14 protein-coding genes are annotated in these 13,844 nt (G+C 60.0%); 5 read left to right on the plus strand and 9 right to left on the minus strand.

The features are described 5' to 3' along the window. Positions 1-97: 97 nt before the first annotated feature. From gmk to fabD, 7 genes are all read right to left on the minus strand, one after another. Positions 98-760 carry a guanylate kinase gene (gmk, locus tag ACUTJJ_RS13135; protein ID WP_445542446.1) on the minus strand — a complete coding sequence of 221 codons (663 nt, stop codon included), beginning with the start codon at positions 758-760 and terminating at the stop codon, positions 98-100. Between the two features lie 4 nt (positions 761-764). Beyond that, complete coding sequence (locus ACUTJJ_RS13140; RefSeq protein ID WP_445542447.1) at positions 765-1,652, minus strand: YicC/YloC family endoribonuclease; 888 nt, start codon at positions 1,650-1,652, stop codon at positions 765-767. Between the two features lie 67 nt (positions 1,653-1,719). After that, the gene (mltG, locus tag ACUTJJ_RS13145) at positions 1,720-2,940 is read right to left on the minus strand and encodes an endolytic transglycosylase MltG (RefSeq protein ID WP_063951074.1); all 1,221 of its coding nucleotides are present in this window, start codon (positions 2,938-2,940) and stop codon (positions 1,720-1,722) included. A gap of 323 nt (positions 2,941-3,263) precedes the next feature. Continuing rightward, positions 3,264-4,526, minus strand: a complete 1,263-nt coding sequence (gene fabF, locus ACUTJJ_RS13150) for a beta-ketoacyl-ACP synthase II (protein ID WP_296071093.1) — start codon at positions 4,524-4,526, stop codon at positions 3,264-3,266. Positions 4,527-4,749: 223 nt separating this feature from the next. Continuing rightward, positions 4,750-4,986 (minus strand): acyl carrier protein, encoded by a 237-nt coding sequence (locus ACUTJJ_RS13155; RefSeq protein WP_003502080.1) that lies wholly within the window; start codon positions 4,984-4,986, stop codon positions 4,750-4,752. Positions 4,987-5,333: 347 nt separating this feature from the next. After that, the gene (fabG, locus tag ACUTJJ_RS13160) at positions 5,334-6,071 is read right to left on the minus strand and encodes a 3-oxoacyl-[acyl-carrier-protein] reductase (RefSeq protein ID WP_063951072.1); all 738 of its coding nucleotides are present in this window, start codon (positions 6,069-6,071) and stop codon (positions 5,334-5,336) included. 84 nt (positions 6,072-6,155) lie between these two features. Beyond that, positions 6,156-7,100, minus strand: a complete 945-nt coding sequence (fabD, locus tag ACUTJJ_RS13165; RefSeq protein ID WP_445542448.1) for an ACP S-malonyltransferase — start codon at positions 7,098-7,100, stop codon at positions 6,156-6,158. Positions 7,101-7,323: 223 nt separating this feature from the next. Here fabD and ACUTJJ_RS13170 point away from each other — a divergent pair, with 223 nt between their 5' ends. From ACUTJJ_RS13170 to rplI, 5 genes are all read left to right on the plus strand, one after another. Continuing rightward, on the plus strand, positions 7,324-8,367 hold the full coding sequence (locus ACUTJJ_RS13170; RefSeq protein WP_445542449.1) for an aldo/keto reductase: 1,044 nt from the start codon (positions 7,324-7,326) through the stop codon (positions 8,365-8,367). 288 nt (positions 8,368-8,655) lie between these two features. Further along, positions 8,656-9,087 carry a 30S ribosomal protein S6 gene (rpsF, locus tag ACUTJJ_RS13175; protein WP_004441041.1) on the plus strand — a complete coding sequence of 144 codons (432 nt, stop codon included), beginning with the start codon at positions 8,656-8,658 and terminating at the stop codon, positions 9,085-9,087. Positions 9,088-9,100: 13 nt separating this feature from the next. Next, positions 9,101-9,349: a 30S ribosomal protein S18 gene (rpsR, locus tag ACUTJJ_RS13180; protein WP_003502063.1), complete on the plus strand. Its 249-nt coding sequence runs from the start codon at positions 9,101-9,103 to the stop codon at positions 9,347-9,349. Positions 9,350-9,495: 146 nt separating this feature from the next. Further along, positions 9,496-10,470 (plus strand): DUF2232 domain-containing protein, encoded by a 975-nt coding sequence (locus ACUTJJ_RS13185; RefSeq protein ID WP_445542450.1) that lies wholly within the window; start codon positions 9,496-9,498, stop codon positions 10,468-10,470. 14 nt (positions 10,471-10,484) lie between these two features. Then, positions 10,485-11,060: a 50S ribosomal protein L9 gene (gene rplI, locus ACUTJJ_RS13190; RefSeq protein WP_063951069.1), complete on the plus strand. Its 576-nt coding sequence runs from the start codon at positions 10,485-10,487 to the stop codon at positions 11,058-11,060. A 102-nt stretch (positions 11,061-11,162) separates the two neighbouring features. Here the strand turns inward: rplI and ACUTJJ_RS13195 are convergent, their stop codons facing one another. Together ACUTJJ_RS13195 and ACUTJJ_RS13200 are read right to left on the minus strand one after the other, a co-directional pair. Beyond that, positions 11,163-12,230, minus strand: coding sequence for an HlyD family secretion protein (locus tag ACUTJJ_RS13195; RefSeq protein ID WP_063951068.1), 1,068 nt, complete (start codon positions 12,228-12,230; stop codon positions 11,163-11,165). An 18-nt stretch (positions 12,231-12,248) separates the two neighbouring features. After that, on the minus strand, positions 12,249-13,844 hold a 1,596-nt coding region (locus tag ACUTJJ_RS13200), incomplete at its 5' end, for an MFS transporter (protein ID WP_445542451.1).

The raw sequence follows: 13,844 nt of genomic DNA on the forward strand, positions 1-13,844 counted from the left end.
TATACGTAGCCCCATTTTGTCTATCGTTCAAGGATTTCGGTCATGATTATCGTCTTCACGGGGACGATAAACCCAAGAGTCTAACCTCATTCTTCTCTCAGAGCTTCGGCTCTTCCTCAAGCAATGCTCTCACGAAATCGAACATGCCGTGGCGGCGGTCGCGGCGGACGCGTTCGGCTTTCACGATGGCTTCGACGGCCTCGAAAGCCGCCTGCAAATCGTCGTTGAGGATGACGTAGTCATAGTCGCGCCAATGCTCGATTTCCGCGCGGGAATTGAGAAGCCGGGTCTTGATGACGTCTTCTGTGTCTTCGGCGCGGCGGTGCAGGCGGGACTGAAGTTCGGTCATGGTCGGCGGCAGGATGAAGATCGAGACGACGTCTGCCTTCATCTTGTCCTGCAACTGCTCGGCGCCCTGCCAGTCGATATCGAACAGCATGTCGCGGCCGGCGGCCATGGCATCTTCCACCGGCTCGCGCGGCGTGCCGTAAAAATTGCCGTGAACCTCGGCCCACTCCAGCAACTCCTCATTGTCGCGCATACGCTCGAAATCGCGCTTGGAGATGAAATGGTAGTGGATGCCTTCGATTTCACTCTGCCGGCGCGCGCGCGTCGTGACACTGACGGAAAGGCTGATGTTTTTGTCCTTTTCGAGCAGGTTGCGCGCAATCGTGGATTTGCCCGCGCCCGACGGCGAAGAGATCACCAGCATCAGCCCCCTGCGGGCAATCGTAACGGGAGAAATATTCGCCGGGGCCATGGGTTTACTCCAGATTTTGGACCTGCTCGCGGAACTGGTCGATAACCACTTTCAGTTCTATGCCTGCTGCGGTTACCGCACTGGCGTTCGATTTGGAACAGATTGTATTCGACTCACGGTTAAATTCCTGTGCAAGAAAATCGAGCTTGCGGCCGACGGGGCCGCCGATCTCCAGCAGCTCGCGGGAAGCCTGCACGTGGGAGCGCAGCCGGTCGATCTCTTCGCGCAGGTCGGCCTTCGTGGCGATCAGCGCTGCCTCGGCATGGAGGCGGTCACGGTCGAGGCCATGCATGCCGTCGCCGATCAGCGCGATCTGCTGTGCAAGCCGTGCTGCGATCTGCTCGGGCTGACGGGAAGGATCGTGTTCGATGATGTCCGCAAGCTGCTCGATGCGGTCGATATGGCCGGACAGGATTGAGAACAGCGAAGTGCCTTCCCGCTCCCGCATCTCCTTCAGCTTTTCGACGGCCAGGGCAAAGCCGTTGACTACATCCACATTGCGCGCTGCCTGCGCGTCCGCATCGTCTTCCGCCTCGCGGAAATCGACCAGGCCTCTTATCGTCAGCAACGTATCGAAACTCATCGGCTTGTCGTCAACGACACCGCCAAGCTCCTGCTTGAGCGCCAGAACGGCGGCGAGCGCGTCCCGGTTGATCACGGCCTCCAGCCGGTTCTCGGCAATCGCGAGCGTCAGCCCTGCCTGAATATTGCCGCGCGAAAGATGCTCGCTTGCGATTTCACGCAAGGCTGTTTCCAATGCTTCAAGACCGGTCGGCAGGCGCAGGCGCACATCCAGTCCCTTGCCATTCACCGAGCGCAATTCCCACGCCCAACGGTGACGGCCAGACGTCCCCTCGCTGCGTGCAAAGCCGGTCATCGATTGCAATGTCATATCTGCTAACCCCCGTCATGCCATACGAAACCGGGCCCTGTTGGTGACAAGGCCCGGGTGATGATTATCAGTTGTTTGCGGGTTTCTCCGCTTCGGCGCCGCCTGGCTGGCCATCAACGACAACATCGGGACTGGCGCCGGACGCGGCTTTCTCAGCCTCGATCTTGCGCCAGCGGCGCACATTGGCGTTGTGCTCTTCAAGCGTCTTGGCAAACACGTGACCGCCCGTGCCATCGGCAACGAAATAGAGATCGTCGGTGCGCCATGGATTGGCGACCGCCTCAAGCGCTGCCCGGCCCGGATTGGCGATCGGAGACGGCGGCAGGCCCTTGATGACATAGGTGTTAAACGGCGTCTGCTTCTGCAAATCCGACTGATAGATCGGGCGGTCGGCCGGCTTGCCGTCACCACCGAACAGGCCGTAGATGATGGTCGGATCCGATTGCAGGCGCATGCCCTTCTTCAGCCGGTTGTAGAAGACGGACGCGACATGGGCGCGCTCGTCATCCTTGCCGGTTTCCTTTTCGACGATCGAGGCAAGCGTCACAAATTCCTCAACGGTCTTGATCGGCAGATCGGGATCGCGCCGTTCCCAGATCATGTCGATCAGCTTGTCCTGCGCAGCACTCATCTGATTGATGATTTCCTCGCGCTTGGTGCCGCGGGTGAAGCGGTAGGTATCCGGGCGCAGGCTGCCTTCCGGCGGCAAGGTGGCAGGAAGTTCACCATCCAGAACCTCGTCCGCGGCAAGGCGGGCAAACATCTGCTTGACCGTCAATCCCTCGGGCAGCGACACGGAATAAAGGATCGATTTGCCGGATTCGAGAAGGAGGAGAATATCCTTCATCGATGCGCCGGCCTTGATCTCATATTCGCCGGTTTTCAGCGTCTGGTCCTTCTGCAGATAGCTGCCGGCCATCAGACGGAAAACGCGCGCGTTGGAGATGATGTCGTTACGCTCCAGATTGTTGGCGATCTCGATGAGGCCCGCGCCATTGCGCACGGTGAAATGGGTGTTGGTCTCGAGCGGACCAGGCTCCTGAAACGCATTGATCATGTAATAGAAGGCCACGACAGCCAGCACACAGACGGCGACGGCAAGCGTCATCAGGAAGTTCAGGAAGATCACAAGCTGGCCGTGGGCCTTGCGCGAGCGCTTGGGCGGCGCGGGCACTTTTTCCGGCCGCAAGGCTTCCGTCGGGGATTTCGGGATGATCGGGCCGCGATTGCCTTCGGCCGAACCGTTCTGTCCGTATGGTCCCTGGCTGTTCTGGTTCGTGTCGCTCACCGTCGGTCCTTTTCAGTTCGGCGTTGTCAGCGCTTTTTGCGCAGGTAATGCGGCAAAAACAGGTTCGGAATGTCTTCCTGCACCACATGTAGAAATCGTGAAGCCAATCGCTCGGCTTCGCGATCATCGTTTCGGACAAAGCCTGTTGAGGAGGCAGCATGCAGTTGGAGATAACCGCCATCCGCCTCCTGTAAACGACTACAATATCGGCCCGAAAACCGGAACGGCTTTTACAGGCCGCAAAAGGTTCCTCCAACGGAAGGAACGGTCCTGTCAGCACCCGGTGGGAGGGCGCGAAAGCGGCGGCGCAGCCGCCGCGATAATCAGCCTTCGTAACGGCGCAGCACGAGGGAGGCGTTGGTGCCGCCAAAGCCGAAGGAGTTCGAGAGCGCCACGTTGACCTGTCGCTTGCGCGCCTTGTGCGGCACCAGGTCGATCTTGGTCTCAACATCGGGATTGTCGAGGTTGAGCGTCGGCGGAACGACGTTGTCGCGAATTGCAAGCGTTGCGAAGATCGCCTCGATTGCACCGGCGGCGCCGAGCAGATGGCCGGTGGCCGACTTGGTGGACGACATGGAGATCTTCGATGCCGATTCGCCGACAAGGCGCTCGACCGCACCAAGCTCGATCGTATCAGCCATGGTCGAGGTGCCGTGGGCGTTGATGTAGTCGATATCATCAGGCGTCAGGCCCGCCCGCTTCAGCGCCATCGACATGCAGCGATAGGCGCCTTCGCCGTCTTCGGATGGCGCCGTGATGTGATAGGCGTCACCGGAAAGGCCGTAACCGACCACTTCCGCATAAATCTTCGCGCCGCGCGCCTTGGCGTGCTCCAGCTCCTCCAGAACGACGATGCCAGCACCCTCACCCATGACGAAACCATCGCGGTCGCGGTCATAGGGGCGCGAGGCCTTTTCCGGATTGTCGTTATGCTGGGTGGAAAGTGCCTTGCAGGCGGCAAAACCGGCAAGCGCGATACGGCAAACCGGCGATTCGGCGCCGCCGGCGACCATGACGTCGGCATCGCCAAGCGCGATCAGCCGGGCAGCGTCGCCAATGGCATGTGCGCCGGTCGAGCAGGCCGTCACGACAGCGTGGTTCGGTCCGCGCAGCTTGTGGCGGATGGAAACCTGGCCGGATACAAGATTGATCAGACGGCCGGGAATGAAAAAGGGTGAAATGCGGCGTGGGCCCTTGTCGCGAAGCGTATAGCCCGCCTCGACAATGCCTTCCAGACCACCGATGCCGGAGCCGATCAGAACGCCGGTCGCTATCTGGTCCTCGTCGGTTTCAGGATGCCAGTCCGCATCGGCAAGCGCCATGTCGGCGGCAGCCATGCCGTAGAGGATGAAGGGATCGATCTTGCGCTGTTCCTTCGGCTCCATCCAGTCATCGGCATTGAAGGTGCCGTTGGAACCATCGCCCACCGGAATGCGGCAGGCAATCTTTGCAGGAAGGTCTTCAACTTCGAATTCAGTCACGAGACGGGCGCCATTCTGGCCGGCAAGAAGCCGCTCCCAGGTCACTTCCGTCCCACATCCAAGAGGAGATACCATGCCGGTACCGGTGATAACGACACGCCTCATCGCCAATGCTCCGCCCTTATCCAAATCATCGGTCGTCGCAGCGATCCGGCCAGGCCATGGCCGCAGACCCCGGAACAACCGTAGAAAACGCAGGCATCAAAGCCCGCCGGTTCACGCGTCTGAAATCAACGCCGCAACGGCGTGTTTCGCCCGCACATAAAGCATTGGCCCGGACATGCCGGGCCAAGACGGGAAGATAGTTCACCTTCCCGATGAAGGTCGATCAGGCCTGGGCCTTTTCGATGAACTTGACGGCGTCGCCGACAGTCAGGATCGAGTCAGCTGCGTCGTCGGGGATCTCAACGCCGAATTCTTCTTCGAAAGCCATGACCAGTTCAACGGTGTCGAGCGAATCAGCGCCCAGATCGTCAATGAAGCTGGCGCCTTCAACAACCTTGTCGGCGTCAACGCCAAGATGATCAATTACAATTTTCTTTACGCGTTCTGCGATATCGCTCATGTCGGTTTCCTCGACCTTTATTTTGAAGGGAATGCCTCTCGGCACCCTGCCCTGTTAGAAGCCCTCGTGCGCCGTTCAAATCCGGCACCGCTGGCAAACCCGTTCAACCCGGTCCAAGCTAGACATCGTCACGCAAAACCGCAACGGCTTCCTGTCTCTCCGGGACGACTGTTCACAGTCTTGGCCCGCTTAACATGGTTTCAATCGGTCGAAAAGCCTGAAAACGCGCTAAGCACAGCGTATGACAGGCAATTTCCCCGAAAACCAGCAGCGGGGCCTTGCGGCGCAAGCCACCATAGAAGGTGCTTAAAGAGCGCCGCAATCCATTTATGACGGCCGCAAGGGCGTCAGATCATCGCCATGCCGCCGTTGACGTGCAGTGTCTGGCCGGTCATGTAGCCCGCCTCGTTGGAAGCAAGGTAAAGGACGGCCGATGCAACTTCGGCGCCGGTGCCCATACGCTTCATGGGAATGGCGCCCATGATCGCGTCTTTCTGCTTGTCGTTCAGCTTGCCGGTCATCGCGCTTTCGATGAAGCCCGGCGCCACGCAGTTGACGGTGACGTTGCGGGTGGCGATTTCCTGCGCCAGCGACTTGGAAAAACCGATCATGCCGGCCTTGGAGGCGCAATAGTTAGCCTGGCCGGGATTGCCGGTAACACCGACGATGGAAGTAATGTTGATGATGCGGCCGAAACGGCGGCGCATCATCGGATGCGTCAGTTCGCGCGTCAGGCGGAACATCGCCGTCAGGTTCACTTCGATGACATTGTCCCAGTCCTCGTCGCTCATACGCACGAAAAGGCCATCCTTGGTGATGCCGGCATTGTTGACGAGGATGTCGACGCCTTCCAGCTCGGCTTCGGCCTTTTCGCCGAGCGCCTTGACTTCAGCGCGATCGGCAAGGTTGGCCGGGAAAATCTTGACGCGATCGCCAAGTTCAGCCGCCAGCGCCTCGAGCTTTTCAACGCGCGTGCCGTGCAGGCCGACGGTTGCGCCCTGTTTGTGCAAAAGGCGGGCGATTTCTTCGCCGATGCCGCCGGTCGCGCCGGTTACGAGAGCCTTGCGGCCTGTGAGATCTAACATGTCCTATTCCTTCTTTAGAGCTTCGGACTGAAATTGGTGAGCGTTGTTGCGCCCCGAGAAGTATTGCCGCGGAGGAGTTCCGCCTCAGCTGATAAGCGTGGCGAGAAGTTGGTCGATATCCGCAGCACCGTTGACGGCGACGCCAGTCACCGTCTTGTCGATGCGGCGGGCAAGGCCCGTCAGCACCTTGCCGGAACCGATCTCATAAAGCTGTGTGACGTTATTGGCAGCGAACCATTCCACCGTCTCGCGCCAGCGCACCTGGCCCGTTACCTGCTCGACCAGCAGGCCGGCGATCTCGTTGGCGTCGGAAACCGGGGCTGCGCGCACATTAGCGATGACAGGCACGACAGGATTGTGCTTTTCAACTTTCGCCAGCGCCTCGCGCATCGCGTCTGCCGCCGGCGCCATCAGCGCCGAGTGGAAGGGCGCGGAAACCGGCAGCATGATGGCGCGCTTGGCGCCCTTCTCGGATGCGATTGCCGCTGCCTTTTCGACGGCGGCCTTGCTGCCGGAAATAACCAGCTGGCCGCCGCCATTGTCGTTGGCGATCTGGCACACGCCGAGAATGCCGGCCTCGTCGCAAATGGCGGAAACCGCATCGTGCTCAAGCCCGATAATCGCAGCCATTGCGCCCTCACCCACCGGAACGGCGGCCTGCATGGCATTGCCGCGGATGCGAAGAAGACGGGCGGTATCGGCGACCGAGAAGGTGCCGGCGGCGCAGAGCGCCGAATATTCGCCGAGGGAGTGGCCCGCGACATAAGAAACCGTATCGGAGATCTTCAGGCCGCGCGCCTCAAGAACGCGCATGACCGCCATGGAGACGGCCATGAGCGCCGGCTGGGCGTTGGCCGTCAGCGTCAGGGTCTCTTCCGGGCCGTTCCACATGATGTCGGAAAGCTTCTGGTCGAGCGCGTCGTCGACTTCCTGAAACACGGCGCGTGCTTCCGGATAGCTATCCGCAAGCTCCTTGCCCATGCCAACAGCCTGGCTGCCCTGACCGGGAAATGTGAATGCAATACCCATGGGATGTCGTCCTTCTTGTCTGGCCTTGCCTTTATTCTTGTCGACTTCCATTCACATTCCCGCCAGCGAAGTCAAGGCTTGAGGCCGTCTGCCGGCCTGGTGTCAGGGGTTTTGTCGTGCTGTTTTCCCCTTTCTTTTCATCATATTTTTTCTTGCACTGCGGCAAATCCCCATTACTTTCACCCCACCTTCCAAACTATCTGGCCACCACCGGGACATTTCCATGAAACAGAGACTATTGGGCCGCACGGGTATTTCCGTGTCTGAAATCTGCCTCGGCACCATGACGTGGGGCACGCAGAACACCGAAGCCGAAGCGCATGCGCAGATGGATTACGCCATCGAAAACGGCGTCAACTTCTTCGATACGGCAGAGCTATACCCCACCACGCCCGTTTCCGCCGAAACGCAGGGTCGGACCGAAAAGTATATCGGGACATGGTTTGAAAAGAGCGGCAAGCGCGATCAGGTCGTGCTCGCCACCAAGGTTGCCGGCTCAGGACGCGATTACATTCGTGGCGGTCGCGATATCGATGCCGCCGCGATCCGCGAGGCTGTCGACACCAGCCTCCAGCGTCTGAAGACCGACTATATCGACCTCTACCAAATCCACTGGCCGAATCGCGGCACCTATCATTTCCGTGGCGCATGGAGCTTTGACGCGTCCGGTCAGGATACCAAGCGCACGATCGCCGAAGTCACCGAGAAACTCGAAACGCTCGGCGAACTGGTAAAGGCCGGTAAAATCCGCGCCATCGGCCTTTCCAACGAAAGCGCGTGGGGGACGCAGAAATATATCGACATCGCAGACGCCAGGGGCCTGCCGCGCGTCGCCACCATCCAGAACGAGTATAACCTGCTCTATCGCAGCTTCGATCTCGACATGGCTGAAGTCGCCCACCACGAAAATGTCGGGCTGCTCGCCTATTCGCCGCTGGCGGCAGGGCTGCTGACCGGCAAATACCAGAATGGCGCCCGCCCCGCCGGCTCACGCGGCACCATCAACCAGGACCTCGGCGGCCGCTTACAGCCGCATCAGGAAGCCCCGGTCAAGGCCTATCTGGAGCTTGCCGCCCAGCATGGCATCGATCCGGCAAAACTCGCCATCGCCTTCTGCCTGACGCGCCCTTTCATGGCCTCCGTCATCATCGGCGCCACCACGATGGAGCAGCTGAAGACCGATATTGCGGCTGCGGATTTGACGCTTTCGGATGAGGTGCTAAAGGCCATCGCAGCGATCCACCGGCAGTATCCGATGCCGATCTGACGATGAAACGGCGCGCTTATTCGCCTCCGCCCTTGCATTCCAGGCAAAAATCCGTATAAGCGCGCTGTTCACAACACCCGGTCCAATTGGCTGGTGGCTGAACGGAGGGCTGGTTCCGGTGACGGAACAGCAGGAACCATAAGGTTTTTCCGGCCTCCCGTGTCTCCGCTCTCGACCGTCTCGAACAACGCTTTTCTTGCTTTAAGGCTTACGCCTTTTCAGGAGCAGTCGTTGAGGCTTAGCGCCGTTGCCGGGTGAAGGACGAAACGCAAGAAAGGCAAAGCTTAAATGGCTCTTTACGAACACATCTTCCTTGCCCGGCAGGATATTTCTGCCCAGCAGGTCGACGCACTTGTCGAGCAGTACAAGGGCGTTATCGAATCGTTCGGCGGCAAAGTCGGACGCATCGAGAACTGGGGTCTGAAGTCCCTCACCTACCGCATCAAGAAGAACCGCAAGGCTCACTACGCTCTCATGGACATCGACGCTCCGGCGGCCGCCATCCATGAAGTCGAGCGCCAGATGCGCATCAACGAAGACGTTCTTCGCTACATGACCATCGCCGTCGAAGCCCACGAAGAAGGCCCGTCCGCGATGATGCAGAAGCGCGATCGTGACGACCGTCCGCGCCGCGATGGCGACCGTCCGGACCGTGGCCCGCGTGAAGATCGCGGTCCCCGCGAAGACCGTCCGCGCCGTCCGCGCGAAGACCGTGCATAAGGAGAATTGACCAATGGCTGACGCATCCTCTTCCCAGGCACGCCGCCCGTTCCACCGCCGTCGCAAGACGTGCCCCTTCTCCGGCGCAAACGCTCCGAAGATCGATTACAAGGACGTACGTCTCCTGCAGCGCTACATTTCCGAGCGCGGCAAGATCGTTCCTTCCCGCATCACGGCCGTTTCCCAGAAGAAGCAGCGCGAACTCGCCCAGGCGATCAAGCGCGCCCGTTTCCTCGGCCTGCTTCCCTACGTCGTAGCGTAATGAATTGAAGCGAGGCTGCGTTCGGCGCGGCCTCGCTTTTCCAGATCCTTCCGCGTTGGGCGCGGATCGATACCATAAAACCCATGTTGGGGATGAGGCTCTCAGGAGCGATCCTCTAACTGCTTAAGTTTCAGCAGGACAGCGAAGTGCAAAAGTTCAACCAGACAGTGCTGATAGCAGGCGTTCTCGCCGGCATATGCGCCGCGTTTCTGACGCTTGGCGCCACCGCACAGTCGTCTTTTTCCTTCCTGCTTTATGCCGGTTCCGCCATGCCGATCCTTGTCGCGGGCATGGGCTGGGGCAATCGCGCAGCTATCGTTGCCATCGTCACCGCCGCCATTATCGGCGCGCTGGTGATGTCGCCGCTTTTTGCCCTGACGATCGCGATCTTTACGCTGATCCCGGCGGGCTGGCTTTCGCATCTTGCCAATCTGGCGCGCCCGGCCTCCGAACTTGGCGGACCGGATGACCTGCTCGCCTGGTATCCCCTGTCCGGCATCGTGCTGCACCTGTGCATTCTGGTTTCGGTCGCCGTTGTCATTCTCGGCTGGATGATCGGCTACGGGCCTGATCTCGTCGCCCGCATGGTCGATATCATGATGACTTCGGTGCAGAACCGCGAACCCCTGTTCGAACCCAATGCCGAGGCGCTCGCCCAGACGAAATCGCTGCTGGTGCTGACGCTGCCGATCGTTCAGGGCGGTCTCTGGGTCATCCTTCTGTTTGCGGCCTATTATTTCGCGACCCGGCTGGTCGGCGCCTTCGGCAAGGGTCTGCGCCCGCGCGAGGATATCCCGGCCGCATTGCGCATGCATCGCAACGCGATCTTCATTTTCCTCGCAGGCATTCTTGCAATGTTTTTCGGCGGTGTCGCGGCCATGGTCGGCGCAGTCGTCTGCGGCACCTTCGGCGCGGGCTTCCTGATGGCGGGTTACGCCTCGCTGCATAAAAAAGCGCGCGGAAAGGACTGGCGCCTGCCAGTTCTCATCCTCGCTTATCTCTCGGCGGTCTTTGTCTTTCCGCTGTTCATCATTCTCGTGTTCGGCCTCAGCGACGTGCGCAGCACGATCTCCCTGACGCCGGCACGGAAAACAGACACTACGAACGAAACCAACAACTAGAAAGGATCAAGAAGATGGACGTTATTCTTCTCGAACGCATCAACAAGCTCGGCCAGATGGGCGAAACCGTCAAGGTTCGCGACGGCTATGCCCGTAACTTCCTGCTGCCGCAGGGCAAGGCGCTGCGCGCCAACGCTGCCAACAAGACCCGCTTCGAAACCGAGCGCGCAACGCTAGAAGCTCGTAACCTTGAGCGCAAGTCGGAAGCCCAGAAGGTTGCCGAAGCCCTCGAAGGCAAGTCCTTCATCGTTGTCCGTTCGGCTGGCGAAACCGGTCAGCTGTACGGTTCCGTTGCTGCCCGCGACGTCGTTGAAATCCTGGCTGCCGAAGGCTTCAACATCGGCCGCAACCAGGTCGAGCTGAACACGCCGATCAAGACCATCGGTCTGCACAACGTTACCCTTCACCTGCACGCCGAAGTCGAACTGCAGGTCGAGCTGAACGTTGCCCGTTCGGCTGAAGAAGCTGAGCGTCAGGCCAAGGGCGAAAGCCTCACCTCCGCTGACGCCATCTACGGCGTTGACGAAGACGCGCTGCGTCCGGAAGACTTCTTCGACCCGGAAGCCGACAACGACGGCGACGACGAGTAAGATCTGGCCTAACGGTCAAAAGAAAACCCCGGATGGCGACATCCGGGGTTTTTTTGTTTGTTGGGTCGTGGAGAGTATGCGGAGAGGCACTCCGGAGCGAGATTACCTCGCCGCCGTCTCCGCCCCATCAGGCGCCTTGGCCTTGTCCACATGCACCACGACGGACATGCCCGGCGATAGCTCCGCGGCCAGCGGCTGATCCGCGTCTATGGCGATGCGGACACCGAGGCGCTGGGCGATCTTGACGAAATTGCCGGTCGCATTGTCAGGCTTGATGACGGCGAATTCCGAACCCGTTGCGGGGGAGAAGCGCTCGACGTGACCGGTCAGCTTACGGCGATGCAGCGCATCGACGGAGATCGTCACCGGCTGGCCGACCTGCATGCCGGCGAGCTGGGTTTCCTTGAAATTGGCGATGACCCAGACATCATGCGGCACGACGGCCACGAGCTGCGTTCCGGCGGTGACATATTGGCCGGTGCGGACTCCGACTTCGCCCAGCCTGCCGTCCACGGGCGCGTGGATTTCCGTATTGGCAAGATCGATGCGCGCGAGTTCGACCGCAGCTTCGGCGTTCGCGACAGCGGCCTGCAGCGAGCTACGGTTGACGATGATCGTCTGCAGGTCCTGCCGGGACACTTCCAGCGCCGCCTTTGCCTGCGATAGCGAGGCCCTCGCCTTTTCCAGCGCGGCATGAGCCTCTTCCTGGAGGCTGGAGGTTCCGACACCGCTCTTGATCAAGTTGTCCTGCCGGTCGGAAGCAAGCTGCGCCTGTTTCAGCGACGCCTCGGCACTGTCGACGGCCGCTTCACTGGAGCGGATATTGGCGTTGGCGGCATTTTCCTGCTGACGGGAATTATCGAGCGCCGCCTTGTGCGTATCGAGCGTTGCTTCCGCCTGCGCCTGCTTCTGGCGGTAGATGCGGTCATCGATCTTGGCGAGCAGTGCGCCCTGCTTGACTTCCTGATAATCCTTGACCGGCACATCCACGACATAACCGCTGACCTGCGGGCTCATGGTGGTGACATAACCACGCACGAAGGCGTTGTCGGTCATTTCGACGGTGGAGAGGAACGGCGGCAGCCGCCAGGCATAGAGCACAAGCGCCACGCCGGCGATGCCGCCGAGCAACACAAGGATGGAAACGGGGGTAAAAAACTTCTTCAGCATGATGTCACTCTTGGATGTTCAAGACTGGGCCGCTGGTGCGGCATCGGCATTTCCAGAAAGAAGAGGCCAGATGCGTCGCCAGGCAAGATGGATTAAAAGGAAGGCAAGCGCCAGCGCCGAGACAACCGATATCAGCAGGAATGTGTCGTTGTAGGCAAGCACATAGGCTTCCCTGCTGACCTGTTGACCAAGCAGCGCCAGACCTTCCGCCCTCAGCAGGGCGGGATCGGTGATCACGTGGCTGTAAGCCCCAGACAGCTGCGAGACACGCTGGGCAACGAGTGGGTTGGTCAGAAGAATATTCTCCACCAGGACGTTGGAGTGGAATTTCTCCCGCAGCGTCACGAAGCTGCCAAGCAGACCCGTCATCAGCATCGAGCCGGTGATTTGCGTGAACAGAAAGATGGTGATGAAGTTCACCAGATAGGGTGCGCCCCTGGCGAGGGCCGCGCCAAATCCCTTGGCCATGACGGGCGGCAGGAACATGGCGGCGCCGAACGCAATCATCATCTGGCTGAGATACATCTGCTCCGGGCGGGTCAGATTGCTCGACTGGCTGTCCATGAAGGAGCCTGCCGCGATCAACGTCAGCGCGATGACGTGCGCCGTATCGACATATTTCGTCAACATCAGCCAGGCGCAGGCCGCACCGCCCAAGACAGTGGCCAGCAGCACCAGCGCGTAGAGCGTAATTGTCTGGTCATTGAGAAGGCCGAGCTGCTGGTAAAAGCTGACAGCTGTTGACGACTGTTCCGACGATATTCCCCTGTAGACCAGCAGAACTGCAATGGCATGCAGGTTGGTTCGAGAGAATATCCAGCGCAGGTCGAGCAGCGGGTTCTTGCGTGGGAGTTCGATGAAAGCCATCAGCGTCAAAAGCGCAATCGAGGTCGCAAGCAATGCGCCAAGCCACCACGTTTCGAACCACCAATAAAACCGGCCGAGCGTCAGCATCACCGCAAGGCAACCGAGACCGCCGGCGAACAGCAGATAGCTCAGAATATCCATGCGCTCGATAACTTTCGCGCGCGGCGGCGGCGTGACCTTGAGGACATAGATCATCGCAAGCGATATCAGCGCAAAACCAACTTCCATCGAATAAAGGGCATTCCAGCCGTCGATGGCCAGCAGCGATGGCGACACCATGCGCGCGATCGGCGCCGACAACAGTGTGCCCGTCAGCGCGATGCTGAAACCGAGCGAGAATTTCCGGGCGGGCGGAAAAGCCTCCAGAATATAAAGGAAGCCGAGCGAGGAAATCGGTGCAGCGGCCATGCCGCTGATGAAGCGGATGACGATTGCCGAATGCAAATCCGTGACGAAAAGGTTGAGGCAGTTGGCGATCACAAAGGCGACAATCGACAGTTCCGCAAAGGGCCGCAGGCCATATTGCGCCCTGACCTTGAACAGCGCGATGGAAAAGGTCGCATAGGGCGCCATATAAGCGGCGGAGAGCCAGGCAACCTCTGCCACTGTAGCGGAAAACTCTCCCTGCAGCTGATAGATATTGGCCATGACGAGGTTCATGCCGAGGCCCTGCGTGATGAAAAAGCACAGGCCGGCGAAGATGAAGCAGAGACGCAGCCACAGCGGCCGCTCCGGCTGGACAGGCGC

The organism is Agrobacterium sp. DKPNP3 (genome assembly GCF_052686535.1).